Raw genomic sequence first — 26,914 nt, forward strand, 5'->3', positions numbered from 1 at the left:
GCAACTAAGGCCGGCGCTTTTGCAGTTTACGCTGCAACGTGCGCCGGTGCATGCCAAGCAAACGCGCAGTTTGCGATACATTCCCTTCGTGCTGTTGTAATACTCGCTGAATATGTTCCCATTCAACCTGTTCTGGGCTTAACATTAACGTAGTTTCTTGCTCTGTTGTTAACGTGTTTTCACCCGCTAAGCTTTGCAACAAGGTGCTAAAATCGACCGGTTTAGTGAGAAAGTCATCTGCACCTAACTTAATGGCCTGCACCGCACTGGCGATACTGGCAAACCCAGTTAACATAACAATACGTGCTTGCGGTAAGGCTTGACGCAACGGCGCAACAAAATGTAAGCCCGACTGTGCGGCAAAACGCATGTCTAACAAAAAGCAGTGTGCATTGGTGTGTATTAATTGCTGCTCAGTAACAGGTTCAGTAAACACAACCACACTATAATCGTTTGCCGTTAAACGCCGCGCCAATACCTGGGTTAAAGCAATGTCGTCATCAACAATACATAGCTTAGGCAAATCAGTCATATTTTACCTTTACACTGGTAAAGATGATCTGAGTAAGCATGCCACCTTCGGGCAAGTTACTACGGGTAATTTCCCCGCCTAGACTTTCAATGGTCAGGTTAGCTAAGTACTGGCCTAAACCTAAACCTTGCGTGCTTGGCTGCGGTATATGCCCTAGTTCAGCTAAACGCGCATCAGATAAACCTTCACCAAAATCACGAATACTTAGCACTATTTGTTGATACTGCTGTTGCAGTGTTAATTCAAGCTGCGCGTTACCTTGCGCTAAACTGGCGTCAGCCGCGTTATTTAAAATGTTATAAATGGCAGCCGGCAAGCTAGCCATACCCGACAATATAATGTCATTCCCATGCAACGGCTCATTAATACTCAGTTGCACTTCCGGCCGACTGGTTAACCAATGACTAATGCTTTGCTTAATCAGTTCAGTAAGCGGCTGACGGTTTTCAACACGACGAATATCTCTGGCGTTAACTCTAAGAGTTTGCACTATATGCTGACAGCGATCGAGTTGCTGGCGCAGCTCAACGACCACATCGGCGGGTTGCTCTAGTTCGTCGGCAAGTAGCGCCATTATTTGAATAGGCCCAGCTAAATCATGTGCCGCATTTGCAGCATAGGTCGCCACGGCAATGGCTTGTTCTTGTTGTAATTGTTGTTGCTGTAACACGGCAATTTGCCGAGCTTTAGTACGAATAAGCTGGGCTTGGGTACTAACAAACCAGCTAATCATCGCGGCAGATAGCGTAAATGCCCACCACATTTGTAGCATATGCTGGCTAAAATGCTGTTCATTATCGGGCGCTAGCGCACTGTGTTGGTGCGATTCAAGTATTGTATGTGTAATTGCCGTCATATCGCCTAGTTGCAATAATAATGTGTAGGCAATAACCGCCAGCAAAGCGAGTAAATAACTAATACGTACTGGCAATAACACACTACCAATAGCAACAGGTAACAGCAATAACGCCACTAAACCGTTACTGGTGCCGCCCGACAACGCCAGTAAACAACTTAACAACACCAGATCGGTAATGCAGCTACCAATGAAAATAACCGAAGAATAATGTTTAGCGTCACGCAAATAGTGCAGCAATAAATTGGTCGCACTATGTGTAAGCAATAGGACAAAAATTAATGGCCAACTCACGACTAAAAATGCGCTGCTAAAACCTAACACCGCAAAAAGTAGCTCAAAGCCTATCAGCCCCCAGCGCAACCGGCTTAGGCGATTAATTTGCAACGACGGTGATAATTCAGCTCGCACTATAGGTTGTATGGCCATAATTTTTTAAAAAAGCGGCTGCCAAAGCAGCCGTTGCAAAATGTCAGAGCAGACTAAACCATCGCAGCGGTAATGTCATCTCCAGCCCCTGCAGATTAGTCGTATCAGCGATTAGCGGCAATGCGACAAAGTGTCGCATCGGCATAAGCCTATAATTTTCTTACACTAAGCAGGTTGTTAAAATCCGGAGCCTGCCCATGACACAGTATTCAATGCTTACTCTTGCTTTATTCGCCGCCTTTAATGCCCAAACCGCTACAGCCCTTACCTCTTCAGCAAACGACAATGCCGACATAGAGCACGTGTTAGTGGTTGGCCAAGCACTTAGTAGCCCAGTTACTGTGCTTACCGATCCGAAAAAACCGCGCCAGCCGTTACCCGCACATGATGGCGCCGATTATTTAAAAACCATTCCCGGCTTTTCAGTAACACGCAAAGGCGGCGCTGATGGCGACCCTTTATTTCGCGGTATGGCCGGCTCACGTTTAGGTATTTTAGTGGATGGTGAAAATATTCTTGGTGGCTGCAATATGCGAATGGACACACCTACCGCCTATATTTACCCTGAATTACACGACAGCGTCACCGTTATTAAAGGTCCGCAGTCGGTGCGCTATGGTGCTGGGCACTCGGCGGCGACTATTGTGTTTGAGCGCAATACCGAGCGTTTTACAGAACCAGGTTATCGGCTACACGCTAGCGCACTTGCTGCCAGCGCCAATCGTAATGATCAACTAGTCGATCTTACTTTGGGCAATCAAACTGGCTACTTATTATTAAATGGCAGCCATTCTCAAGCCGATAATTACCGTACTGGCGATGGCAATAAAGTGCATTCGCAATATCAACGCTACAGTGCTAATGCAAGTGCTGGCTGGACGCCAGATGATAACCATACACTAGAGTTATCCTTTACCCGCAGCGACGGCGAAGCGGCTTATGCTGATCGCAGCATGGACGGTACCTCTTTTTTACGTGATAGCATTAATTTACGTGGCGAAAAGCGCAACATTAATAACTGGTTAAACGAACTGAAATTTCATGTGTTTGATAACAGTGTTGACCATGTGATGGACGATCAGCAGCTACGCACCGCAGGTATGATGGGCTATGCGAACGTTACCCGTGATACTCATGGCGGTCGCATTAGCGCAGAACTAACCCCCTTAGAACAACTTAAGGTAACACTGGGGTTAGATCAACAAGTTAACAACCATAGCTCGCGTAATGCTCCACCCTCAGGTGTGTATAGCGCGACTATTGATGACGCCCGCATTCGGCAGTTTGGGGTTTTTACCGAATTAAGCTACCAGCTAGATAGCCGTAATTCACTGCACGGCGGTTATCGCTTAGATCAATGGCAAGCAACTGATCAGCGTGATGTTATCAGTAGTATGACAGCAGCAAAACCTAACCCGAGCGCACAGCAAACTCGCAGTGACAATTTGCATAGTGCTTTTGCCCGTGTTGAACACAAACTAGCTAACACATCAGCACTGGTTTACTTTGGTATTGGCCACACTGAACGCTTTCCCGATTACTGGGAGCTAATAGCCAAAGAAGCGGAACAAAGCATTAGTGGCTTTAATATTAAACCCGAACAAACCACGCAGCTTGATACCGGCATAATGTACCGTAACGCAAAAACTGAGTTTTCCGTATCTGCGTTTTATAATCAAGTAGACGATTTTATCTTAGTAAACTACAGCAACATGATGAAAGCCAACGGCTTTGTGCAAAACATTGATACAAGAAGTTACGGCGCCGAGTTAAGTATTGCGCACGCTTTAAGTAACTCATGGACGGCAGAAACCGCGCTATCCTATGTGCATGCCACCAACACTAGTGATAACACCCCTCTACCGCAAATCTCACCATTAGAATGGCGTACTGGGCTAAGTTATAGCCGCGACAACTGGTCAGTAGGCTCGCTAATGCGGGTAGTCGATAGGCAAAATCGTTATACGTTAAACCAAGGTAATATTGTTGGCAAAGACTTAGGTGCCGCGGCCGGTTTTGTTATTTATTCACTTAATGCTAGCTGGCAACTAACCGATAGCACACTGTTTAGCGCGGGTGCCGACAACCTATTTGATAAGAATTATGCCGAGTTTGTTAGCCGTGCAGGCGGCAATGGTATGGGTGGCGGTATTCCAGGGTTTATTCAAACCGAACGTGTTAACGAGCCCGGCCGCACCTTTTGGCTGAAGTTACAACTAACCTTGTAAAGCTAGCCATAGCACCTATAAATTAAGGCTAGCATAGCAATATTTACCGCTACGCTAGCCTTTTATATACCCAGCTACTTAATGCCTTTATCACTATCACTCACTTGCACTTTCTGTTGCATTACCTGCATTTCAATATCGGCTTTTAAACGACATACCGCCAATTGTGCCAAGCGCATGGCTTTAATTTCTGCTAGAGGGTCAACCGTTTGCAGCCGATTATTTTCAGTAGCATAAGATAAACCGTCATTCTTTGTTGGCGCATTATTTTGGTTTTCCATCATCGAAAAATATCTCTTACATCGTTATTTACTGGCATTAAAAGTACTTAGCTACATAGTTAGGTACAACACACTCAACGCGTATTATTGAGTAAGCTCACGCACTAACGGCTTATCAGTAAAGGGTTTAATGCCTAGTTTTGGATAAACCTCTGTCGGGTAATAAAACACGCCACCGCGCGAAACTAAGCTAATCGTTTTAATGGCTTTAAGATCTTCAGTTGGGTTACCCGGCACTAAAAAGAAGTCAGCCAATTTACCGGCTTCAATACTACCTCGGTCGCTATGCCCCAAATAGTTCGCCATATCATAGCTGCCTAGTTTTAGTAATTCTGCGGCGCTATAACCCAACTGTTGAAAAAGCTCTAGTTCACGATGCAACGTAAAGGCACCGCCCAAGTCTGTACCCGGTATCAAAAATATGCCCCTATCCTTCATCATTTTTAACGTAGCCACTATTTTTTCGTAGGCACCGCGATAGGCAACATCTTGTTCCGAACTACTCACTGCAACCATGGATACTTTGGCACTTCGCTGCACCGCTGGCGGCATGTGGTCAATATAGTCTATTGCCCCAGCTTGCATTTCACCATTTCGTGATAGCAGTAACCGCTCATGAATAGCCATGGTCGGTTCGTGAGCGATATTATTATCTATCATTAACTGCAATGTGTGCTGCACTGGCTCACTGTTAAGATCTAATTGCGGCAAGCGATCAAGCGCGGTCAGCCGCAGCAAAGTACGGGTATCTTCGTCTGGCTTTAGCACCCAACCCAGCATGATCTGATTAATATGGGTTAATTCGTGATAGCCCGCAGCAATCATTTGATTAGCATTAGAAAACGCAGGTACGTGGCCAGAAACGCGCATATCAAGCGTTTTGGCCAGTTCTGCCATTGCTGGCACCCATTCACCTTTCATACTGTTGTATATTTTTATACCGGGAAAACCATGTTCAGCATAGGTTTTTACTGCAGCCAATGCCTGTTCTTGCGTTTCTACCAATATACCGTTGTTGTTGTTAGACGGGCTTTTACCCTCAATCATGCCATAACGAGTTATTCTTGGGCCTACCAACGTGCCAGCTTCAATTTTGTCTATTAACTCGCCCAGCACCGGCAATGAATTACCCATATCTCGAATTGAGGTTACCCCTGCCAGCACATTCATTAAGGCATCTTTATCGCCCACATGGCCATGCATATCGTAAAGCCCAGGCACTAATGTGCCGCCACCACCGTCAATTTCTGTTTCGCCAATTGTGGCGGGTTCTTCAAGTGCAGCAATACGCTCAATGCGACCATTTTTTACCAGCACCGACACCGGTTCTGAAACTACAAGCTGCTGCGGTTCAAATACACGCACATTACGAATTCGTACTACACCAGCATAATGGTGAGCAAATTCCGACTGGAAAGCTTCAAGTCTGTCGGTAGAGTATTTTGCTGAAAGCTGACGTAACTGCGCTTCTTCAGCTTCAAAACCTTGTCTAATAACAATATATTGTGGTGTTATAAAGGCAAAAAACTGCTGTTTGCTGTCAACCACTAAATAATCAGGGTTTACGTTAGCGCCGGCTAAAGCGTAAGTCATTAAATTCAGTTTACTACCATCGGTATCTATATTCAGGCTTTCTAACTTTTCTAGCGATAACTGCCCAGCTGGCAGTGCCGGCATAGTCTTATTCTCAGTCTGCATTAGCGCTTTAGCTAAGATGTATTGGGTATAAGGGCTACTGTTTTGTGGCACGTACAATGCGCTTTGGTGCAGGGTTTTCTCGCCAGAACCGGTGGCATCTTGCCAACTGGCTTTCTCACCTAGGCTGTGCATGTATTCGGTAATGCTATTACCAAAGGTAGTATTACCGCTAATTTGCCAATTGGTTGGCACGCCTTGTTGATCTAAAGTTAGGCTTTCCTGAGAGCCAGGCCCACGGCCATTACTCTTATAGTCAAAATCGACCTTTATCTGGCTGCCACTTGGGATCAGGTTAGTGGTCACATTTAAATGCCCCACTGTGTTGCCATTGAGCATTACCGTATAGTTATCCTGACACTCTACAGGCTCGTTGGCTTGCTCAACTGACTTCGAACAGCCAAATAGTAAGCCAAACATGGCGCTATATATTAACACTCGCATTACCTAGCTCCTTTAAAGCGGATTATCGTGGTATCAGCTCAAACCAATAGTTAAAGCCCAAGTTGCTGCCCACAGTCAAATATTTAAAATAATTAGTTATTTTTTATCGTGTTAAGCCAACCAACATAGCCTTGTATATATTTATCGAGAAATTCTGCAGTTTTTTGATCAGCTAGTTTACCGTTTTCATCAAATGCTTTATGTGCCGACGCGAGTAAAAATTCAGGCGCCAAATATACCGGTGATAAAGTGCCAAACAAGATATCTCGTAAGTGAATTTGCGCTCTAGCACCACCTAGCGAGCTCATTGACGCACTGACTATACCGCAAGGTTTCTTGGTTAGTGCGGCATTAAAACCCGGCCGTGACGCCCAATCAATCGCGTTTTTAAGTACCCCAGGAATACTGTAGTTATATTCTGGCGTTGAAAATAGTAGGCCATCAGCGTTTTTAATCGCAGCATTAAATTTGACTACAGCGTCAGGCTTATTATCAGCATCCAGATCAGAATTATAAAATGGAATGTCAGAAATATCGTATATCTCGAATTTTACACCGGCTTTTTGCGCTAATTCAGCAGCGACCTTTAATAAAGCCGTATTAAAAGAACCTGCTCTTAAGCTGCCACTTATACCTAATATTTTCATCTGTTGTCCTTAGATGTTATCAATGATGGAATCACAATTTTCGTGCTGTTCTAGGTGATAAAATACTGCCGTAATTAAAGCTTTAAAATACGCCTCCATACTGACATTGTCTGTATTTACTTGCATGGCAATGGCAATTTTCTTATCTGGGAAATACGCTAACACACTATTATATCCAGGAAAAAAACCATCATGCCGATAACAGGTGCCAAACGCTGACTTTACGATGTTAACACCTAAACCGTAGCCTAACATGCAACCGGTGTCATCGGCTAACGGCTTGGGGCGCGCTATGGATGTCAGCATCTGTGTTAATAAAACGGGTGTAAGCACCGAGCCCTCAAACAACGCTTTGGCCCAGCGCACCAAATCTGCCGTAGTACTAACTATGCCGCCACCTGTCCATTCCAACGAGGGATGCAGCACCAGCTGCCCATGCTCAAGCATGCGTTTGGGGATCCCGAATAAGCGTCGACTCTGCTGCGCATAGCCTTGAACTAAACGGGGTATGTCAATGCAGTCAAATGCCAAGGTGTCAGCTAGGTGGCGTGGTTTAAGCAAGCGCTGCGATAACGTGGCGTAATAGCTAGCTGAGCTTGCGCGTTCAATTAGCATACCTATCAACACATAGCCTGTATCGCTGTAATGAAAGCCCATACCGGCTAAAAACAATGGCGGGCGATCCAGCGCAAATTGTATTAGTTCTTCGGCTGCAATGGGTTGATGTAGCATTTCATCTACTAATTTTTGTTTAATAAAATTTGTAAAGCTGATGCCAGTGTCAAAAACATGGTCGATAAGGCCACTACTGTGATTAAGCAAATGCCGTAAGGTTATGGTTTTATAATTTGGTAGCCGACAAAACCAGTTGGTATTAGCAAACCATGGTGCAATCGGCGCATCTAATACTAAGATGCCATCAGCAACCATGCTAAGCACCACCGCAGCAACAAAGGTTTTACCAATACTGCCCGCAGGCATTTTTGCAGAAATTGTCATAGGTCGTTGTAATTGCCTATCGGCGTACCCCGCGGCAGCGCTTGCCAGCATGCCATCTGGCATAGCAACTGACACAGTAACACCTGGCAGCCGCTTATTGCTTTGCAGCATGAGTTCACATTGCGTGCGCAAGATTTGTGCTATTTGTGCAGCCAAATGTAATCCACTCCTATCTATTACTCATCTCTAGAGGCATACTGAAATCGTCATACACCAAGTTGTCGGGTTGAAAAGGTTATGACGTAGCTACAGCCATTAAGTTGGCTCAGTTTGCTTTAGATTAAAGAGGGAAATATCATGAGCAAAGGCAAAGACAGTAAGAAAGACGTTAAAAAGAAACCACTTTTAACAGCAAAAGAGAAAAAAGCGGCGAAAGAGTCCAAGAAATCCTCAAAAAATGTTCTAGGCAATTAAACGTAGCATAGCCATCGCAATGTGTTGATGGCTTTTATTTTTTGTAGCATTAATAATATTATTCGCCATCATTAAATTTGCCTTATCCTCACGCTATTTTAAATCAGCATCTTGATCGATTATCTCAGCTATTAGTATAAATTTCAGCTGTTACGGATAGTACTCGAATTCTGCTTTGGAATATCACTATAGCTTGTTTGTATTTATTCTATAGAATCAATGCCTAATCAATATGCCAAGCTAGCGGCAACGAAGATGGATAGAGAAAATTGACGACAGTTGTTGTTACCCTGCATTTGCTTTTAGTTTTAAGCTTTACCACGCGAATTTTACTACGTGATGATTTATCACCACCGGGCCGCTTGGCGTGGTTTATTGTGTTAAACGTAATGCCTTATTTTGGTGTAGTGATATATTTTCTGTTTGGCGAAATTGATATTGGCCACCGAGCCATTAAACGCCATAAGCAGATTTTTGCCGATATAAAAGCTAACGCTGCCGAGTTTATGGGCGAAAAAGCCAGTGTCGAAAACTTAATTGAACCCTTATATAGACCCGGGTTTCGCTATGCGGGGTCAATTAATGGTTTTTATACTGTACCCGGCAATACAGCAGAACTGATGGCAGATGATAATGCCACCATAACGCGGTTAATTGCCGATATTGATGCCGCCACAGATCATGTGCACGTGCTATTTTATATCTGGCTTAATGACACTACTGGGCGAGCAATTGCGCAAGCGCTTATCCGTGCGGCACAGCGCGGTTTAACTTGCCGAGCAATGGCTGATGGCCTTGGCTCTCGCCGCCTAATTCGTTCAACACTTTGGCAAGATATGCATGCTGCTGGGGTTAAGCTTGCGGTTGCTTTGTCGTTTAGAAATATTATTAGCACGCTGCTACTTAGCCGGTTTGATTTACGCAACCATCGTAAAATTACCGTTATTGACGCTCGTATTACTTATTGTGGTAGCAGAAATTCAGCTGATCCAGAATTTTTACCCAAAGCCAAATACGCACCCTGGGTTGATATTATGTTGCGTTTTGAAGGGCCTGTTGTCGCGCAAAACCAGTTATTATTTGCCAGCGATTGGATCCAAGCTACCGGTGAGCCATTAGACGCATTTAAACTCAATGCCACTGCTACCGCAGCTGGATTTCCCGCACAGGTCATGGGCGTTGGCCCTACTGAACGTCGAGCTGCAACACCTCAACTGTTTGCTAATTTGATTGCCAGTGCAGAAACCCAACTTACTATTTCTACACCCTACTTTGTGCCTGACGCAACGTTACTAGATTCTTTATGCGCGGCGTCACATCGTGGCGTTCGGGTTACATTAATTTATCCCAAAGCGAACGACAGCTGGATTGTCTCAGCCGCCAGTCGTAGTTACTACCATCAACTGCTCGATGCTGGGTGTATTATCTATGAGTTCAACGCCGGCTTGTTACATGCAAAAACGCTGACTATTGATAATTGTGTTAGCTTAATTGGCTCGTCAAATCTTGACCTGCGCAGCTTTGATCTAAATTACGAAAACAATATTTTGCTACAAGACAGTACAATTACCACGGCAATTCGCGATCGGCAGCAAAGTTATATTACCGATTCTGAGTTGGTTGAACTAAATACCGTGCTTAAATGGCGCTATTCGCGGCGCATCTGGAATAACATTATTGCCACTATTGGGCCTATTCTATAGCAACCCAATTAAAGTAAAATGCCATAAAACAGTTAAGTGGCTTTTGATTATGTTGGCTCAGTAACTTATAGGCTTCGCCATTAATTAACTGTAAAAAGCTTCAACTGTGCCTTTTAGGGTCATTAATAACGGTTGACCACGACGGTCTAACGCTTTTGGTGACGCTGCTTTTACCCAGCCTTCGCTGATGCAATATTCTTCAATATCAAAACGTTCTTTACCGTTAAGGCGAATACCAATGCTATGTTCGAAAACCTCAGCGACATAATGCGGGCTGCGTGGGTTGCTAGAAAGGCGATCGGGTAGCGCCGGTAGAGATTTAGTATCGTTCATGTTTAACCTATAATAAATAAAAGTGCGCTATTGTAGACAATATAGGCCAATCGCTCAATAAGCTAGGCTAACCTCGCGCCATTGGGTAAATTCAGATCAACCGTCGATAGCACCACCGAACCGTCAGCACGATGTAATCCGGTAACTAAACACTCTGACATCATTGGGCCAATTTGTTTAGGTTTAAAATTTACTACAGCCAATACCTGCTTACCTAAAAGCGATTCTTTGGTATATAGCTCTGTTATTTGCGCGCTAGATTTTTTAATACCCAGCTCTGGGCCAAAATCTATCTGTAATTTATATGCCGGGCGGCGGGCTTCTGGAAAATCTTCCACGGCAACTATAGTACCGACACGGATATCAACTTTCTGAAAGTCGCCCCACTCAATATAATGCATCTGCTAGTAAGGCCTCCTAATCCAGTTATAATTTTACATCTAGCCAAGCTAACTAATATTTATCACTAATTCAATGGTGTATTGTTATCGCTATATAAGTAGCTGCGCTGACATAACTGCTGGTAATCGGTTAGTATCGGCGTTTTAAATGTATAAGGCTTACACTTTGACACCTAGGGTAACAACACAACGTTTAGCAAAATGGATTGCACAAAGCGGTTATTGCTCGCGCCGTGCGGCCGAGCGTTTAATTAGCGAGGGCAGCGTTAGCTGTAATGGTCAGCTGGGCAAGCATACCGATTTGGTAGGTAACGCCGATACTATTACCATTGCCGGAAAAGCGTTACCCGCACAAGCCGAGCACCAATACTTGCTATACCACAAGCCAATTGGTATTGACTGTAATAACCGTCCTAGCGATCCAGCCAGTTTATATCAGTTACTAAAAACCTTGCCGCAACGTTTATTCGCCGTCGGCCGGTTAGATAAAGACTCTAGTGGTTTATTATTACTTACCAATGACGGCGAGTTAAGCCAACGCCTAATGCATCCGGATTACTACCATGAAAAAACCTATCAGGTTGATGTCGATAAAGATATTAACGCAGAATTTATACAAAAAATGGCTAATGGCGTTAGCTGGCGATTGGGCGAAACGCAGTATTATTCTCGCCCGTGTCTGGTGCAACAAACTACTACGCGGCAGTTTAATATCACGCTAACTCAAGGCCTGCATCGGCAAATTCGCTACATGTGTAAAACACTAGGCTATCGGGTTACTGCATTGCAGCGCCTTAGTCTACATAACTTACAACTAGGCAATTTGGCCGCCGGTGAACTGCGTGAGCTTAGCGTGGCTGAATTAACTCAGCTGCAAGCGCTTAGCCTGTTGCCACAACCAAAGACATAACAGCAAGGTAACGCTATACATTAATAGCGCGCCAACTACGATGCCAGGCCAGTGTAACCATTGCCAAAACGGCTGCAAATATAAGCTGCCGGTACTGGCCCCCAGATAATAAAACACCAAATACAACGCACTGGCGCTGGCTTTAGCGCGTGTGGCACATTGGTTTACCCAACTGCTAGCCAATGAATGGGTTAAGAAAAAGCCAAACGCATTGATAAAAAAACCGAGCACAATACCAAACAAGCTAGTACTTAAGGTTATCAAAGTGCCAAGCATAAGAATAACAATACCCAAGGCCATACCCAGCGGCACCGGCACTTTAACCGCAACTTTACCTGAGATGGCAGAGCCTATTGTGCCGGTAAAGTAGGTGACAAATAGCAGACCAATCCAAAAGCTGGATAAATAATAAGGCGCTTCTGACAACACAAAAGCAATATAGGTATATTGATTTAAAAAAATAAAAAAGCTAAGTCCACCAATAAGATAAGTTAACAGCAATAAAGGCTGGCGTAAGTGATACCAGTTATCGGCTATTGCGTGGCGTGCGTTAAATGAGCTTGCCACAAAACGTCGTGCTGGCGGCAAGGTTCGCCAAACCAGAAAACAACTTAAAATACCAAGCGCAGTAACCGGCCAAAACACCCACTGCCAATGGCCAATATCAGCCAGCGCGCCAGCCATTAACCGGCCGCTAATACCGCCTAACGAGCTAGCACTAATATAAAAACCAACGGCTGCCACTAATGCCGGTTTAGTATACTCTTCACCCATGTAGGCAATGGCAATAGCTGGTAGGCCACCTAAAAATATCCCCTGTATCGCCCGCCAAAATAATAGTGCGGCAAAGCTATTTACCTGCGTTAATGCCAATGTACTTAAGGTCATACCCACTAACGTGATTAACAGCAGTTTTTTTCGGCCCCAAGCATCGGATAAAGCAGCGTAAACTAATAACGACAAGCCCAAAAACAACGTACTAATGGTATAAGCCCAAGAGGTTTGTAACAGGCTTAAGCCAAATTTACGGCTTAATTCAGGCAGCAATGGCTGCATTAAATGCAAATTAGCAAACACCACTACGGCGGCTAAGCACAAGGCAAAGGTACTGCGATAAAACATCGCACTTTTGTACTCAATCACAGCATTAAACCTATTAAAGAAATAACGCCTAGTATAAAGGCTATTAGTTTATAAATATAAAAATTAAAGTTTTATTAGTTGCTACCGATAACCTGATAAGCACTATACTAAGGTAAAATTTTAGGAGCATATTATGGCTATCACATCAGGTGGTAATACGTCGATTACAAACGCAGCAAAACCCAGCACTGCGCCGGTTAAACCCGAAGAAAATCAAGAAATTAAAAATCAAGCGGCGCAAGCTAAGCAAGCGCAAAACATCGCCATTATGCGCGCTAATGAACAGGTATCATTGCGCAGTAATAACGATTCGTTAAGTTTATTATATAAAACCGCACTAGATGGTATTAACGCAGAGCTTGAACCTGTTATGGGTGCAAATGCTGCACAAAAAATTTACGACTCGGGTATAGATACTTCACCAGAAGCGACAGCAGATCGCATTGTTGCCTTTGCCACTGGTTTTTATAGCCGCTATAAAGAGCAAAACCCCAATAAATCGGAAGAAGAAAACCTTGATAACTTTTTAAAGGTTATTGGTGGTGGCATTGAAAAAGGCTTTGCCGATGCTAAAAATATCCTTAAAGGTTTACAAGTATACGAAGGTGAAGTGGAAACGGGTGTAGATAAAACTTATGGCTTAGTGATGAAAGGCTTAACCAGTTTTCGCGAAAAAATGCTAGAACTGGCGACCAATCCCGAAAAGGCTGCTGCGGATAATACGCAATAGCAGCCTTACGGCTGCTATGTTATTTAGGCTTTATCGCTAGTTTCAATTGGTGCAATGCGGGTTACTAACAGCTGATCTATCTTGTAGCTGTCGATATCCACTACTTCAAATTTATAATCGGCATGTAACACAAAGTCGGTACGTTTGGGTATTTTACGCAAAGTAAACATCATAAAACCAGCAATGGTTTCATAGTTTTCTGAATTAGGAAAACCGTCTATATCGAGTACACGCATTACATCTTGTAACGGTGTAAGCCCTTCTACTAGCCAAGAGTTTTCATCACGAGCAACAATCTGGTCTTCCTCTGAATTTACCAGCTCACCCATCACAATACTCATTACGTCTTTTAGCGTAATAATACCCACCACCAACGCGTACTCATTCATAATGATGGCAAAATCAACACCAGCCGATTTAAAATGCTCTAGCACTTCGTATAGTGACAAGGTATCAGGAATAATTAACGGTGCTCGAACTATACCTTCTTTTTTTAGCGATATAGGTTGGTCATGCAATACCTGCATTAAAATATCTCGGGTATCAATATAACCAACCACTTTATCCAGTACGCCTTCTACCACTAAAAACTTTGCATGTGGATGCTCGGCAAGCTTAGCTTTAATACCTTCTTGCGTTTCATCAGCGGTAAAATAAATAAGGCTTTCACGCGCTGTCATTGCTGAGGTTACGGTGCGAGATTCCATATCAAATACATTTTCTAGTAACTGATGCTCATGCTCTTGTAATACACCAGCCTGCGCGCCAGCTTCCATCATGGCAATAATATCATCTGGCGTAATATCATCTTTACGCATCGTTGGCACTTTAAATAAGCTAAAAAACAGGTTGGCTAAGCCGTTAAATAACCAGACAAAAGGCTTAAGTACGGTAATTAAAAACAACATTGGTGTAACAACACGCACGGCAATTTTTTCAGGTGAAATCATCGCCAAACGTTTTGGCATTAAGTCAGCAAATAAAATAAATAATGAGGTAACAAAAAATACTGATAAAGCGAAACCGGCTTTAGGCACCCAACTGCCGCTAAAAAATAATGATAATAAGTGACTAAAGTATGGCGTGAATGCCGACTCACCTAAAATACCGCCCAAAATAGCTACCGCATTTAAACCAATTTGCACAATAGTAAAAAAGTTACCTGGGTGTTCTTGCAGCGCTAATACCTTTTCAGCGTCCACATTACCCTCGGTAGCCATTAGGCGTAAGCGCATTTTACGCGATGCGGCGAGCGCGATTTCCGACACGGAAAAAAACGCACTGCTTGCAACCAATAAAATGATTAGCAGCATATACTCTAGCGTGGACATGTTCACTCCTGTAACAACGAGTCAGCACCATAAACTGAACTACTGCGCTATTATAGCGTTGTTCTGGCATAATCTTGCTAACTTACTGAAAATATTCAAACAGAATTTTGTGTAACACCAAGCTTGCGCCCTAAAGTCTGTCTATACTTTGTCGGCAAATAACAAATTTGCTTGCCATAATATATTCCCTGGAGGTATTTATGAAGAAAGTTGTACTTGGTATTGCCGCGTTACTTTTAAGCTCAGCGTTTCAACTTCATGCTAATGATCAGTTAGCAGGCACAATGTGTAGCTATATTAAAGAAGACAACCGTAATCAACTCCGAAAGCTATTAGCAGATAATAAAATAAACGTCAGAACTGTTTTTGGTAGTGTATTTTGTAACAACGAAAACATGCTGCAATTTGCGATCCGTAATGATGCTTACGAAACCGGCACCTTTATTGTAAAGCAAATGCCGTCGAAAACTCTTGCCGAGCTTGATTACGCAAAATGGGCTAACGAAAACAACTTTGCCACGTCACCACTGGTAAACGAAATAAGTACACGTATTGGCGAGTGATTTATTAACAAGCAAAGCAGCGTTTGTGCTGCTTTGCTTAATAGCATTGTACTGTGAGCGCCGATTATAATAAGGCAAAGGCTAACGCAAGGCTTCGCCAACTCAATAGTAAACTTACCAACAGCACCAGCAAGCCCAATATATTTTGCTTGCGGTTATTTTTATATTGTCCTAACACCGCATGGTTCATCGCTAACAATAAACACAGACAAATTATGGGTAATAAAATACCGTTTGCAACCTGCGCAAACCAAATAATGCTTACCGGTTTAATTCCCAAAGATGACAACACTACGCCGCAAATAATGATAAATAACCACGTAAGTCGAAATACCGGCTGCTTTAAATTTAGCGGTTTACCTAAGATGCCCGCTAACGCATAGGCGGCAGCCAAAGGTGCAGTAATCGCCGATGATAAACCCGCCGCCATTAACCCTAATGCTAAACACCAGGTTGCCGCGCTACCAAATAACGGCGTTAGTGCCTGCGCTAATTGCGCGACATTATCTAATTGCAATTTACTACCAAAAAAAGCGGAGGCAGCCGTTGAGACAATAGCAATAGAAATTAAACCGCCTAAAGGAATGGCGATGGCGATATCTTGTCGTGCGGCATGCAAAGCTTCCTTAGTGTCTATGCCGTGCCGCGGCCATTTTTGTGCAGCTGCAGCAGCGTGTAAAAATAGCGAATATGGCACAACAGTGGTACCAACTAAGGCCACCACCGTTAATACCGCACCATCTGGCATAGTTGGCCAAAGCGCACCTTGTAACAAGGCAAGCAAATTTGGCTGAGTTAACACCATAGTACCAATAAAGGCCAAACTCATTAGTAGCACTAAGATGATAAGGCTGCGTTCTATTAACTTGTACTGGCCGAACCACAAGATCAATGCGGCTAGCGCGCCAAGCAATAGTGCCCAAAGATTAACGCCGGTAGCAATGCCCCATGTATAAATAACGCTATTATCAGCAAATAGCGCTTCTGCACCTAATGCTGCCCCACTAATATTACCGCCTTGATAAGCCGCATTGCCCACAACAATGGCCACCACCACTAACAATAGTAGTGGCCAACGCAACAAAGGTTGCTGCACCAGCTCACGTAAATTCTCACCCAAGCCTCTGCCTGTAACAATACCTAACCTTGCCGCCATTTCTTGCAACACCATAGTCGCAAATACCGAAAACAACAGTGCCCAAACTAAAGCATAACCGTAATTAGCACCTGCTAATGACGCGGTAATCACTGTGCCTGGGCCGATAAATGCCGCGGTAACTAAGGTCGCTGGGCCAAACAAGGTCTTCTTATGCGTTGCAACTGTTGACATAGATAATAACTGACAAAGATAGTGTGGTATCACCTTAGCATACGCAGGCTGCAATACGATAAACAGAAATATATTTAAAAACCTTGGCTAATTCAGAACAATTACCTCATGCTATTTTTAACGTTTCAACATTTGTATTTAGACAATTTGTCGCAATAATCAAAGGTATATAACAATAAAATAGGTAGTAGATATTATGGTTCAACGCCTAATGACGCTCGTGTTTGCAGTAATACTACTTATCTTTGCGCTGTCGGTAGCGCTAGTGTTTCACCTAAAAACCCAAGTCAATAATCTTGGCGATATGTCGCAATTACGCTACAAATCGTATCAAGCTGCCGATGAATTAAGGCATAGTTCGGATGAACTTACCCGTTTTTCCCGCACTTATGTGGCCACCGGCAATGCTCAATATAAAAAGATGTATAACGACGTCGTTGCTATTCGTAGCGGCAATAAAAATCGGCCCGAAGGTTATGAAGGTATCTATTGGGACCTAGTACTTGATTACGGCGATAAGCCCAGACAAGACGGTAAGACTCAGTCGTTACAAGCGCGGATGCGCGAACTGAACTTTAGCGCTAAAGAATTTGAGCTATTACAACAAGCAGAAAACAATTCAAACCAGTTAGTTGAGCTTGAAGTTAACGCAATGAACATTATTGATAACCCTGCGCACAGCGAACAACAGCAATTAGAGGCTATTAGCTTACTAAATGGCGAAAAATATCATCAAGAAAAAGCGCGTGTCATGCAGCCAATAAATGAGTTTTTTCTAGCACTTGAACAACGAACTAAAACACAATATGAAGCGGCAATGGCATCTGTTGCCTGGTTTGTTATGCTAACCACACTCGTGGTTTGTCTTGGTATCTTGGGCTGTATTATTGGTTATATAATTGTAAAAACCAAAATAACCACACCGATCAGTACCATTTCTCAAGAACTGTTAAATATCAATAAAAGTAAAGATTTAACTAGCCGTTTATCAGACAAAAGCCAATCTGAAATTGGTGCTATTGCTGGAAATTTCAATGAGTTGCTACAGTTATTTCAATCTAGCTATAAAGCTATTAATACCGCAACTAACCAAGTGGCTATTGTTACCGACGTGGTCGCGTCCTTAGCCCGTGATAGTAGCCAACAGGCAACCTCGCAAATGGAAGAGCTAGAAATGGCCGCTGTCGCGATAGAGCAAATGACTACAGCCCTTGCTTCGGTGTCAGAAAGCACGCAAAATGCCGAAATTCAGGCCGCTAAAAGTGAAGATCATGTCGACTCCGGCTTACGCTTATTCTCGGTAGCAGTTAATGAAATGCAGTCACTATCAACCAACTTGGCACATAACAGCTCGTTAATTCAGGCATTATCTGATGAAAGTAAAAATGTAGGTAATGTGCTCGATGTTATTAAGTCTATTGCTGAACAAACTAATCTGTTAGCACTAAATGCGGCAATTGAAGCGGCCAGAGCCGGAGAACAAGGCCGCGGTTTTGCTGTCGTTGCCGACGAAGTAAGAACCCTAGCGCAACGTACTTCTCAATCTACGAAAGAAATTGAGCAAATGATTGCCAATTTACAACAAAAATCTGAACAAACGCGAATTGCCATTAACGACAGTAATAGCTTGATGTTAAGCACCCAAGATAAGGTACAACAAGCATCGGATTCACTATCCGAAATTGGTAATGCCTCAGCCGAAATTCATAATTTAAATACATCGATCGCAGCAGCAACGGAAGAGCAACTCGCTGTATCAAGCGAAATTTCTAGTAATATTACCCGAGTCAAAGATCTGTCGTTAAATATGAAAACAGCCATCACCGGCTTGCCGACAAAATTACATGAGTTAAGTAACAGCATGACGCAGCTGGTAAAAATATCCTCTGAATTTAAAGTGTAAATGCACAAAATAGCGTGCTTGCACCGTAACAATAAAATACCTCGTCGCTGTTTTCGACTTTAAATAACAGCGACTTTACAGTGCCAGTAATAGTCGGTTAAAACTAGCTGTGGTATAACATTACAATAAAAACAACCTTGTAATGGGATACAGGCTATGACGCTGGGTCAATGTTTATCTGCTGCCACACTGCTAGTATTTACCCCACAAAGCTATGCAACCAGTGCTACCGAGCAGCTACAGCAGTTGCTTGCTGAGCACTGGGCACAGGCTAATAAAGAACAAATTTTCTTTCGCAAAGACCCTGACGCATTTCGCATGAATGGCAAATTACCGGATATGTCCAAAGCGGGACGTGAGCGGCGTGAAGCCTTTAATCAACGTATGTTGCAACAGCTCGCGAAAATTAAGCCTGATACGCTCTCAGCCGCGGATAGCATCACTTTACGCTTATTTAAATACGAGCGGGAAACAGAAGCGCAAAGCTATCAGCAATTTGATTATATGTTTCCAATGCAGGCTTATTCTGGTTACCACAGTTATTTTGCCGGCGCACCAGATAATATGTCGTTTTTAACTAAGCAAGATTACGATAACTATCTTATTAGCTTGGCTGATTTTCCGCGCTACAATCAGCAACATATTGACGATATGCGTCAAGCTATTAAGAAAGGTTACACCCAGTACTGTGATAGCTTTGCTAATTACGATAAAACCATTAGCCAACATATTGTAAACAAGGTTACTGACAGCGTATTTTATGCACCTTTAGCCAAGCAACCGGCCCAGTTTAGCCAAGCACAGCAAGATTATTATCAAGCTAACGGTAAAAAGCTGATTACTGAAACAGTAATTCCTGAGTACGCCAAGCTATATACGTTCTTTAGCCAAGAATATATGCCGGCTTGTCGTAAAGAGGTCGGCATTACTGCTCTAGAAGATGGCAAAGCGTATTATCAGTACCTGATTAACTTTTACACTACAACCAATATGACGCCAGAGCAGATCCATCAGCTTGGTATAGATGAGGTAAAACGTATTCGTTTACAGATGACGAAAATTATTAAAGACGTTGGATTTAAAGGCGATTTTAAAGCCTTTATTAACTTTTTACGTACTGATGATCAGTTTTATGCCAATTCACCACAGCAGTTACTGGAAAAAACCAGCTACATTACCCGTAAAATGGCCGGTCAGTTGCCCAAATGGTTTGCCACCCTGCCCAGAAACACCTTTGACGTTAAAGCCAGCCCCAATAGTGGCGCGTATTATGTGGCATCAGATGGCAGTGGCACCACATCAGGCACCTACTTTATTGGTGCAAATGACTTGCGCAGTGCGCCACTCTATAACTTAGAAGCCCTTACATTTCATGAAGCAGAGCCCGGTCATCATTTGCAAAGTGCTTTAGCACAAGAAATGGATATGCCCGAATTTCGCAAAACCCTATACCATAGTGCTTATGGTGAAGGCTGGGGCTTATATGCCGAAAGCTTAGGGAAAGAAATGGGTTTTTATCAAGATCCGTACAGCGACTTTGGCCGACTAACCTATGAGACGTGGCGTGCTTGTCGTTTAGTGGTAGACACTGGCATGCATGCGATGGGCTGGAGCCGTCAACAAGCTATAGATTATCTAGCCGATAATACTGCGCTAACAATGCCCGAAGTGGAAGCACAAATTGACCGTTATATAACTTGGCCAGCGCAAGCCTTGTCGTACAAAATTGGTGAAATAAAAATTCGCCAATTGCGCCAGCAAGCTGAACAACAACTCGGTGATAAATTTGATATTCGTTTGTTTCACCAACAAATCTTACAATCCGGTAGCCTGCCACTAGAGCTATTAGAACAGCTAACGTTAGAATGGATAGCCAAGCAACAATAAGCAGCCTGTTAGCACAGCACCGGCATATTACACACCATCGAGTAATTGCCGGTGTAACTGTTTTAGCTGCTTAATATCATCGCTATCTGTCATAGCCTGCTCGGTACCTCTATTTGCGGCAACTAAACCACGCTAAGTAATTAAGTACGGTTTATATAAGGCTACACATGCTTGGAATGCGGTAGTTGTTGCCACCACTGTAGCAGCTGCTCAGCATTGCCGCGCATAATTATCGGCACATTGCGTTTTTTTAGCTGATACGCATACATAGGATCGTAATAATCGGTTAATAACCGCTTGATCCAAAGCCGATGTAAATGGATATCGCCGCTTTGCTGCTGCTCAAGCAATGCCTGTTGTAACAATGTTTGTAACTGCGCATATAGTGCCCCGCCTAAACGCTTACGAATACGCAGCATCGCTTGTTGCAACATGTCGCTATAGATAGCAAAGCCTTGCTCTGCATTATGTTGCTGAGCTTCCAGTTGTAAATCGATAATATAGTCTTGCAGTATCACTTCAACCCGCTCAGTTAGCGGTTCTTCTAATAACAATAATGGCCCACGCTGCATAGCTTGGTGTAACAGCGCGGGAATATTACGCTGGCCAATTAATAAGCTTTCATCTTCTAATAACAAGTAGCTGGGGTTGGTTGCCATTACCTGCAAAATAGCGCCGGCTAAATCGTTTTCAAAGCGTATTTGTTCGGGCTGTGCTGATAGCCGGCGGCCAAATGACGAGCCACGATGATTAGCAAGTGCTTCTAAATCTACGGCGTGTAATTGTTGTAACAACCGAGTTTTACCACTGCCGGTTGGCCCACCAAGCAGTAATAGTTTTTCCGTTGCGGCGTGATTAATAACATCAATTGCCGCATTACGCAGTGCTTTAAAGCCGCCTTTAATACGCGGGTAAATTACGCCGCTGTCAGCCAACCATTGCTGGGCAATTTGTGAGCGCAACCCGCCTCTGGCGCAATACAGCATGCCATTCGGGTTAGCTTGCGCAAATTGCTGCCAGCTGGCTATTCTAGCTTGTTTAACTTCACCAGTAACCAGCTGATGGCCCAGTTCTATGGCAGCCTGTTGGCCTTGCTGTTTATAGCAAGTACCAACGGCAGCCCGCTCGCTATCGCTCATCAATGGTAAATTATAGCTATGCTTAAATGCGCCTTTACTAAACTCTATTGGTGCACGTAAATCCAGCAGCGCGGGCTGCTGGCGTAAAATGTCATGATAATTGTCAAGCAATGGCAAGTGGTTAGGCTGTTTAGCGAACACGAATAAGGTGGCCTTTTCTCGCTGACTTTAACTCGCCAATTGGGCTCAGTACTAAATCGTGGGCTACCGCCAAATGAATAAACGCCGCTTCAGCTTCGGGGCTTACCGCCACTAGCAAGCCACCACTGGTTTGTGGATCACACAATAACGCTTGTTGTTCTACAGTTAACGCCGAAACTTTACCGCCATAGCTGGCAAAATTACGACCGCTACCACCCGGAATGCAACCCAGCTTAATGTATTCGTTAATATGTGGTAAAACCGGCACAGTATGGCTATCAATCTCGGCGCGCACACCACTGCCTTCACACATTTCAACCAAATGGCCCAGCAAACCAAAGCCAGTAACATCGGTCATGGCCGAAATGCCCTCCAGCTGCGCTATTTCGGCACCAATACTATTGAGTTGCACCATAGAATCGCGCGCAAGGTTCGCATGTTCTGGTTGCAGCTTTTTCTGCTTTTGCGCTGTAGTTAAAATACCTACGCCTAGCGGCTTAGTTAAATATAACCTATCACCGGCTTTGGCCGTATTGTTACGTTTTAACTGAGCAATATTTACTCGGCCAGTAACGGCTAAGCCGAAAATAGGCTCTGGCGCGTCAATACTATGACCGCCAGCTAACATTATGCCGGCGTCTTTACAGGCTTGTCGCCCACCTTCCAGTACTTGTTGCGCTAACTCTGGCGGTAATTTATTGACTGGCCAGCCTAAAATAGCAATAGCCAGCATCGGCTTGCCGCCCATAGCGTAAATGTCACTTATGGCGTTAGTTGCCGCAATGCGGCCAAAATCAAAGGCGTCGTCAACTATTGGCATAAAAAAATCGGTGGTACTTAGCACGGCACTGCCGTCACCTAAATCGTATGCTGCCGCATCATCTTTACTGCTATTGCCTACCAGTAAATTAGGATCGGTAAATTGCAGTGAAGAAACGAGTATTTTATCCAATACCTGAGGCGAGATTTTACACCCGCAACCGGCACCGTGACTGTATTCTGTTAAATTAATAGAGGAAAAATCAGACATATATAAACTTGGCTATAACCTAGTGGCGGTAACATAACGAAAGCATGGCTCAAGCACAAGAGCCAGCAGCAATTTCTGATATAGCGGCTAAGGCAAAACCCTAGCCGCTAGTCTATTTAGTGTGTAGCCTTCAGTGAATGGTCCCGAATGGTGCGAAACTCTTTACCCTGATGCCAATTCGGCCAGCTAGAGCTATTGGCTAGCTCGGTGCCTACCTGAAAAAACAAATATAGATCTTGTTGGCTGCCACGTAAATCCCAGTTTGGGTCAAACTCGTCGGTAACTTTATGATAATAATCGCGCACATAAATACGGCGCTGTTCTAAACCCCAATCTTTACCATTAACAAAGCTATCCACACCGCCGCGCGCATATAACATCGGCACGCCTTTTTTCGCTAAATTAAAATGGTCTGAGCGATAATAAAAACCGTCTTGCGGTGTTGGCTCTGGCGCAATATAGCGGTTTTGTTGCTTAGCATATTTCGCTAGTATTGGTTCAAGTTCGGAGCTGCCATAGCCAAATACTAAAACATCACGCATTGGGCCGTACACGTTTAGCACATCCATATTAATACCGGCGACGGTTTTATTCACCGGAAATAGAGGGTTATCAGCATACCAGGCAGAACCTAGCAAACCACGCTCTTCTGCAGTAACAGCAACAAAAGCAACTGAGCGCTTCGGCGGCGGGCCAGCTTTAAATTTTTCTGCTAAAGCTAACAAAGCTGCAACACCACCGGCGTTATCTTGCGCGCCGTTAAATATTTTATCGTCTGGACGACTAAAATCTAAACCGAAATGATCCCAATGAGCCATATAAATAATGGCTTCATCAGGCTGCTCAGTGCCTTTAATATAACCAATCACATTGCTTGACGTTAACTCACGCAGGTTATTGCTAATACTTACTGCGGCTTTAGCATTTAACGGCACAGGTTTAAAATCGCGTTTTAGTGCCTTTTCCCGCAGTTGCTCTAATGAGGTGTTATTAGCAGCGAATAGTTGCTCTGCAGCACCTAACGACAACCAGCCGTAGACTTCTGAGCGGTCCATGTTTTTATTATCATTTGCTAGCTCAAAGCGTATTGGGCTAGTGCCAGCAACCACGTTCCAACCATAACTGGCAGCGTCGGTTTCGTGCACAATAAGCGCCATTGCTGCGCCTTGGCGCGCGGCCTCTTCATATTTGTAGGTCCAGCGGCCGTAGTAAGTCATGGCATTGCCGGTAAACAGCGCGTCATCTTGCGTGGCATAACCGGGGTCGTTAACTAATATCACCACGGTTTTACCTTTTACGTCTAAACCGGCGTAATCGTTCCAGTTATACTCCGGCGCTACTATGCCGTAACCCACAAACACCACGTCACTATTGGCAACATCAACTTGCGGTACCATCCGCGTAGACCAAGCCATCATATCGGTTTTATAACCTAAGCTACGGGTTTTGCCGCTACTATCCGTTAGCGTTAATGCTGATACCTTAACCGGATCAATTTGCACCACGGGTACTGGCTGGCGATAGCTATCACCGCTGTATGGCGTTAAACCAATACGAGCAAACTGCTGTTCAAGGTAACTTACGGTAACTTCTTCACCCTTGGTTGCAGGTGCTCGCCCCAACATTTCATCTGAGGCGATATGCTGAAAATAACCAGCAAAATTATCACTAAAGTCAGTTTGTACTATTTCCTTATCCGCTAAGAGTGCGGTTTTTTGCTCGGCGCATGACACCGATAACAACGCAGCAGCACCAATTAGTGCTAGCGTATAACCAGAAGGGTGTTTCATTTATTTTCCTTTTACAACAGAAAAAGCCAACGCTTACCTTAACGTATAATGCCAGTGGAAACGACAAAATTGCGACTAGCTGTTACCTTGTAATTATTATTAGTTTGCCAGTACACTGCTTATTCTTATCGTTGCAAGGAAAGAACAACCATGTCTGCTCGACTTATTCCCCTCGCCGCCGGCTTGCTATGCAGCAGCTATGTTATGGCTAATACCGATGCTCATAGCTATGCCAATTATGAGGCTGTTGTCGTAAATCATCTGCATTTAGATTTAAATCTAAATTTTGCCCAAAAAGCCTTAACCGGCTTCGCTGATTTACAACTTAAGTGGCTAGATAACAGCGCTAACAACATCTACTTAGATACGCGAGATCTATTAATAGATCGCATTTACGCAAAACGGGCCGACGGTAACTGGGTAAAAGTGCCATTTTCATTGGCAAAGCGGGACGACATACTCGGCAGCAAATTAAGTATTACACCGTCGTTTAAAGCACAAACGCTGCGCATTTACTACAGTTCAACCGATAAGGCTTCCGGCTTACAGTGGTTAACCCCAGAACAAACGGCCGGTAAAACCACCCCTTTTATGTTTAGCCAAAATCAGGCTATTCATGCTCGTAGCTGGATACCAATTCAAGATACACCAGCAGTGCGCATGACGTACACCGCGCGTATTCATGCGCCTGATAACATACTGGCCATCATGAGCGCCAGCAATGAACCTGGTATGGTTCGCGATGGCGATTACCAATTTGTCATGTCTAAAGCGATACCTGCCTATTTAATTGCCATCGCCGCAGGCGACTTACAATTTAAAGCCATGAGCCAGCAAACTGGTGTTTATGCTGAGCCCTATATTTTAACTGCAGCGGCCGACGAGTTCGCAAGTACGCAAGCAATGATTAATGCTACTGAAAAACTGTACGGCGATTACCGCTGGGGACGTTACGATTTATTAATGCTGCCGCCCAGCTTTCCTTTTGGCGGCATGGAAAACCCAGAACTGTCATTTATTACCCCTACCGCAGTAGCGGGCGATAGCAGCCTAGTCAGTTTAATTGCGCATGAGTTATCACACTCTTGGTCAGGTAATTTAGTGACTAATGCGAGCTGGCGAGATCTGTGGCTAAATGAAGGTTTTACCTCCTACGTAGAAAACCGCATTATGGAGCAGGTATTTGGTACCGACCGTGCGGTAATGGAACAAGCCCTGGCGATACAAGGTTTAAAAGAAGAGATCGCCAATTTGCCGCCAGCCGACACGATGTTGTACATCGATTTAGCCGGTCGCGATCCTGATGATGCGTTTAGTGGTATCCCTTATACCAAAGGTCAGATGTTCTTAATGTTTTTAGAGCAACAGTTTGGCCGAGACAAGTTTGACCCCTTTGTACAGCAGTATTTTAACGATCATGCGTTTCAAAGTATTAACACCACCGACTTTATTCAGTATTTACAGCTTAATTTACTGCAAAAGTATCCCAATACGGTAACGCTAGAGCAGGTAAAAGAGTGGATATACGGCACAGGTCTGCCAGCTAACGCGCCAGATCCTAAATCAGATGCATTTAATCAGGTGCAACAACAAGCCAGAGCTTGGCTTAACGGCGAGCAGCCCTTGGCTGATGTTCCGACCAGCAATTGGACGGTGCATGAGTGGTTGTATTTTATTAATAATTTGCCGCTAAATATTAGCGCCGAGCAAATGGCCGAGTTAGATAACACCTTTGATCTTACCCATTCCACTAACGCTGAAATTGCCCACGCCTGGTTTTTAATCGCATTAAAAACCGGCTATCAAGAAATTGCCCCAGCGTTAGAGCAATACTTAATTAAGATTGGTCGTCGTAAACTGATCATCCCGTTATATAAACAACTTGCAGTAACGCCAGAAGGTTTAGCCTTTGCCCGTGCGGTTTACGAAAAAGCGCGCCCAGGTTATCACCCGCTATCACAAAGCACGGTTGATGAGCTACTAAAATAGTAAACCAGAGGCCGGCACCATTAAATGGGTGCCGGCGCTGATCCAAACCCGCCAATAAGCGTATAC

Annotated in this window: 22 protein-coding genes; 8 read left to right on the forward strand and 14 right to left on the reverse strand. The window is 44.0% G+C overall.

Annotated elements, in window-relative coordinates:
- Positions 1-4: 4 nt before the first annotated feature.
- Both MN199_RS07820 and MN199_RS07825 read right to left on the reverse strand, forming a co-directional pair.
- Entirely contained in the window at positions 5-532 is a 528-nt protein-coding gene (locus MN199_RS07820; protein ID WP_335738991.1) for a response regulator transcription factor, read from the reverse strand.
- The gene (locus MN199_RS07825) at positions 525-1,817 is read right to left on the reverse strand and encodes an ATP-binding protein (protein WP_335738992.1); all 1,293 of its coding nucleotides are present in this window, start codon (positions 1,815-1,817) and stop codon (positions 525-527) included. The genes MN199_RS07820 and MN199_RS07825 overlap by 8 nt, the downstream gene beginning before the upstream one ends.
- Before the next feature lie 197 nt (positions 1,818-2,014).
- On the opposite strand from MN199_RS07825, the gene MN199_RS07830 reads away from it, so the two are divergent.
- The gene (locus tag MN199_RS07830) at positions 2,015-4,045 is read left to right on the forward strand and encodes a TonB-dependent copper receptor (RefSeq protein WP_335738993.1); all 2,031 of its coding nucleotides are present in this window, start codon (positions 2,015-2,017) and stop codon (positions 4,043-4,045) included.
- 74 nt (positions 4,046-4,119) lie between these two features.
- On the opposite strand, the gene MN199_RS07835 is transcribed toward MN199_RS07830, so the two are convergent.
- From MN199_RS07835 to MN199_RS07850, 4 genes are all read right to left on the reverse strand, one after another.
- Positions 4,120-4,329 carry a hypothetical protein gene (locus tag MN199_RS07835; protein WP_132584085.1) on the reverse strand — a complete coding sequence of 70 codons (210 nt, stop codon included), beginning with the start codon at positions 4,327-4,329 and terminating at the stop codon, positions 4,120-4,122.
- An 81-nt stretch (positions 4,330-4,410) separates the two neighbouring features.
- Complete coding sequence (locus tag MN199_RS07840) at positions 4,411-6,465, reverse strand: amidohydrolase family protein (RefSeq protein WP_335738994.1); 2,055 nt, start codon at positions 6,463-6,465, stop codon at positions 4,411-4,413.
- Between the two features lie 92 nt (positions 6,466-6,557).
- The gene (locus MN199_RS07845) at positions 6,558-7,112 is read right to left on the reverse strand and encodes an NADPH-dependent FMN reductase (RefSeq protein WP_335738995.1); all 555 of its coding nucleotides are present in this window, start codon (positions 7,110-7,112) and stop codon (positions 6,558-6,560) included.
- 9 nt (positions 7,113-7,121) lie between these two features.
- Positions 7,122-8,267: a serine hydrolase domain-containing protein gene (locus tag MN199_RS07850; protein WP_335738996.1), complete on the reverse strand. Its 1,146-nt coding sequence runs from the start codon at positions 8,265-8,267 to the stop codon at positions 7,122-7,124.
- Between the two features lie 527 nt (positions 8,268-8,794).
- Here MN199_RS07850 and cls point away from each other — a divergent pair.
- Complete coding sequence (gene cls / locus MN199_RS07855; protein WP_335738997.1) at positions 8,795-10,228, forward strand: cardiolipin synthase; 1,434 nt, start codon at positions 8,795-8,797, stop codon at positions 10,226-10,228.
- A gap of 84 nt (positions 10,229-10,312) precedes the next feature.
- Here the strand turns inward: cls and MN199_RS07860 are convergent, their stop codons facing one another.
- Entirely contained in the window at positions 10,313-10,561 is a 249-nt protein-coding gene (locus tag MN199_RS07860) for a DUF3297 family protein (protein WP_132584095.1), read from the reverse strand.
- 62 nt (positions 10,562-10,623) lie between these two features.
- A complete protein-coding gene (locus tag MN199_RS07865; RefSeq protein WP_132584097.1) occupies positions 10,624-10,962 on the reverse strand; it encodes a tRNA-binding protein in 339 nt (112 codons plus the stop codon).
- Between the two features lie 148 nt (positions 10,963-11,110).
- Here MN199_RS07865 and MN199_RS07870 point away from each other — a divergent pair, with 148 nt between their 5' ends.
- Complete coding sequence (locus tag MN199_RS07870) at positions 11,111-11,872, forward strand: pseudouridine synthase (protein WP_132584099.1); 762 nt, start codon at positions 11,111-11,113, stop codon at positions 11,870-11,872.
- Here the strand turns inward: MN199_RS07870 and MN199_RS07875 are convergent.
- On the reverse strand, positions 11,825-13,015 hold the full coding sequence (locus MN199_RS07875) for an MFS transporter (RefSeq protein WP_335738998.1): 1,191 nt from the start codon (positions 13,013-13,015) through the stop codon (positions 11,825-11,827). The genes MN199_RS07870 and MN199_RS07875 overlap by 48 nt on opposite strands.
- Positions 13,016-13,148: 133 nt before the next feature.
- On the opposite strand from MN199_RS07875, the gene MN199_RS07880 reads away from it, so the two are divergent.
- Positions 13,149-13,745 carry a DUF5610 domain-containing protein gene (locus MN199_RS07880; RefSeq protein ID WP_335738999.1) on the forward strand — a complete coding sequence of 199 codons (597 nt, stop codon included), beginning with the start codon at positions 13,149-13,151 and terminating at the stop codon, positions 13,743-13,745.
- 23 nt (positions 13,746-13,768) lie between these two features.
- On the opposite strand, the gene paeA is transcribed toward MN199_RS07880, so the two are convergent.
- On the reverse strand, positions 13,769-15,076 hold the full coding sequence (gene paeA, locus MN199_RS07885; RefSeq protein ID WP_418338080.1) for a polyamine export protein PaeA: 1,308 nt from the start codon (positions 15,074-15,076) through the stop codon (positions 13,769-13,771).
- Between the two features lie 200 nt (positions 15,077-15,276).
- On the opposite strand from paeA, the gene MN199_RS07890 reads away from it, so the two are divergent.
- On the forward strand, positions 15,277-15,639 hold the full coding sequence (locus MN199_RS07890; protein WP_335739000.1) for a DUF3718 domain-containing protein: 363 nt from the start codon (positions 15,277-15,279) through the stop codon (positions 15,637-15,639).
- Between the two features lie 64 nt (positions 15,640-15,703).
- On the opposite strand, the gene MN199_RS07895 is transcribed toward MN199_RS07890, so the two are convergent.
- Complete coding sequence (locus MN199_RS07895; RefSeq protein WP_335739001.1) at positions 15,704-16,969, reverse strand: Nramp family divalent metal transporter; 1,266 nt, start codon at positions 16,967-16,969, stop codon at positions 15,704-15,706.
- Between the two features lie 211 nt (positions 16,970-17,180).
- Here MN199_RS07895 and MN199_RS07900 point away from each other — a divergent pair, with 211 nt between their 5' ends.
- Positions 17,181-18,872, forward strand: a complete 1,692-nt coding sequence (locus MN199_RS07900; RefSeq protein WP_335739002.1) for a methyl-accepting chemotaxis protein — start codon at positions 17,181-17,183, stop codon at positions 18,870-18,872.
- Between the two features lie 156 nt (positions 18,873-19,028).
- Positions 19,029-20,759: a DUF885 domain-containing protein gene (locus tag MN199_RS07905; protein WP_335739003.1), complete on the forward strand. Its 1,731-nt coding sequence runs from the start codon at positions 19,029-19,031 to the stop codon at positions 20,757-20,759.
- 161 nt (positions 20,760-20,920) lie between these two features.
- Here the strand turns inward: MN199_RS07905 and mnmH are convergent, their stop codons facing one another.
- From mnmH to MN199_RS07920, 3 genes are all read right to left on the reverse strand, one after another.
- Complete coding sequence (gene mnmH / locus MN199_RS07910; RefSeq protein ID WP_335739004.1) at positions 20,921-22,039, reverse strand: tRNA 2-selenouridine(34) synthase MnmH; 1,119 nt, start codon at positions 22,037-22,039, stop codon at positions 20,921-20,923.
- Complete coding sequence (gene selD, locus MN199_RS07915; protein ID WP_132584119.1) at positions 22,029-23,069, reverse strand: selenide, water dikinase SelD; 1,041 nt, start codon at positions 23,067-23,069, stop codon at positions 22,029-22,031. Before selD ends, mnmH begins: the two co-directional genes overlap by 11 nt.
- A 116-nt stretch (positions 23,070-23,185) precedes the next feature.
- The gene (locus MN199_RS07920) at positions 23,186-24,859 is read right to left on the reverse strand and encodes a M28 family metallopeptidase (RefSeq protein ID WP_335739005.1); all 1,674 of its coding nucleotides are present in this window, start codon (positions 24,857-24,859) and stop codon (positions 23,186-23,188) included.
- 150 nt (positions 24,860-25,009) lie between these two features.
- Here MN199_RS07920 and MN199_RS07925 point away from each other — a divergent pair, with 150 nt between their 5' ends.
- On the forward strand, positions 25,010-26,848 hold the full coding sequence (locus MN199_RS07925) for a M1 family metallopeptidase (RefSeq protein WP_335739006.1): 1,839 nt from the start codon (positions 25,010-25,012) through the stop codon (positions 26,846-26,848).
- Positions 26,849-26,914 lie beyond the last annotated feature (66 nt).

This window comes from Rheinheimera metallidurans (assembly GCF_036983985.1).
In the GTDB taxonomy this organism is placed as follows: Bacteria; Pseudomonadota; Gammaproteobacteria; order Enterobacterales; family Alteromonadaceae; genus Alishewanella; species Alishewanella metallidurans.

Coding starts and splice junctions, on each gene's coding strand:
- MN199_RS07820 (WP_335738991.1), bottom strand. CDS start 532: ATGACTGATTTGCCTAAGCTATGTATTGTTGATGACGACATTGCTTTA.
- MN199_RS07825 (WP_335738992.1), bottom strand. CDS start 1,817: ATGGCCATACAACCTATAGTGCGAGCTGAATTATCACCGTCGTTGCAA.
- MN199_RS07830 (WP_335738993.1), top strand. CDS start 2,015: ATGACACAGTATTCAATGCTTACTCTTGCTTTATTCGCCGCCTTTAAT.
- MN199_RS07835 (WP_132584085.1), bottom strand. CDS start 4,329: ATGATGGAAAACCAAAATAATGCGCCAACAAAGAATGACGGTTTATCT.
- MN199_RS07840 (WP_335738994.1), bottom strand. CDS start 6,465: ATGCGAGTGTTAATATATAGCGCCATGTTTGGCTTACTATTTGGCTGT.
- MN199_RS07845 (WP_335738995.1), bottom strand. CDS start 7,112: ATGAAAATATTAGGTATAAGTGGCAGCTTAAGAGCAGGTTCTTTTAAT.
- MN199_RS07860 (WP_132584095.1), bottom strand. CDS start 10,561: ATGAACGATACTAAATCTCTACCGGCGCTACCCGATCGCCTTTCTAGC.
- MN199_RS07865 (WP_132584097.1), bottom strand. CDS start 10,962: ATGCATTATATTGAGTGGGGCGACTTTCAGAAAGTTGATATCCGTGTC.
- MN199_RS07870 (WP_132584099.1), top strand. CDS start 11,111: ATGTATAAGGCTTACACTTTGACACCTAGGGTAACAACACAACGTTTA.
- MN199_RS07880 (WP_335738999.1), top strand. CDS start 13,149: ATGGCTATCACATCAGGTGGTAATACGTCGATTACAAACGCAGCAAAA.
- paeA (WP_418338080.1), bottom strand. CDS start 15,076: ATGTCCACGCTAGAGTATATGCTGCTAATCATTTTATTGGTTGCAAGC.
- MN199_RS07890 (WP_335739000.1), top strand. CDS start 15,277: ATGAAGAAAGTTGTACTTGGTATTGCCGCGTTACTTTTAAGCTCAGCG.
- MN199_RS07895 (WP_335739001.1), bottom strand. CDS start 16,969: ATGTCAACAGTTGCAACGCATAAGAAGACCTTGTTTGGCCCAGCGACC.
- MN199_RS07900 (WP_335739002.1), top strand. CDS start 17,181: ATGACGCTCGTGTTTGCAGTAATACTACTTATCTTTGCGCTGTCGGTA.
- MN199_RS07905 (WP_335739003.1), top strand. CDS start 19,029: ATGACGCTGGGTCAATGTTTATCTGCTGCCACACTGCTAGTATTTACC.
- selD (WP_132584119.1), bottom strand. CDS start 23,069: ATGTCTGATTTTTCCTCTATTAATTTAACAGAATACAGTCACGGTGCC.
- MN199_RS07920 (WP_335739005.1), bottom strand. CDS start 24,859: ATGAAACACCCTTCTGGTTATACGCTAGCACTAATTGGTGCTGCTGCG.
- MN199_RS07925 (WP_335739006.1), top strand. CDS start 25,010: ATGTCTGCTCGACTTATTCCCCTCGCCGCCGGCTTGCTATGCAGCAGC.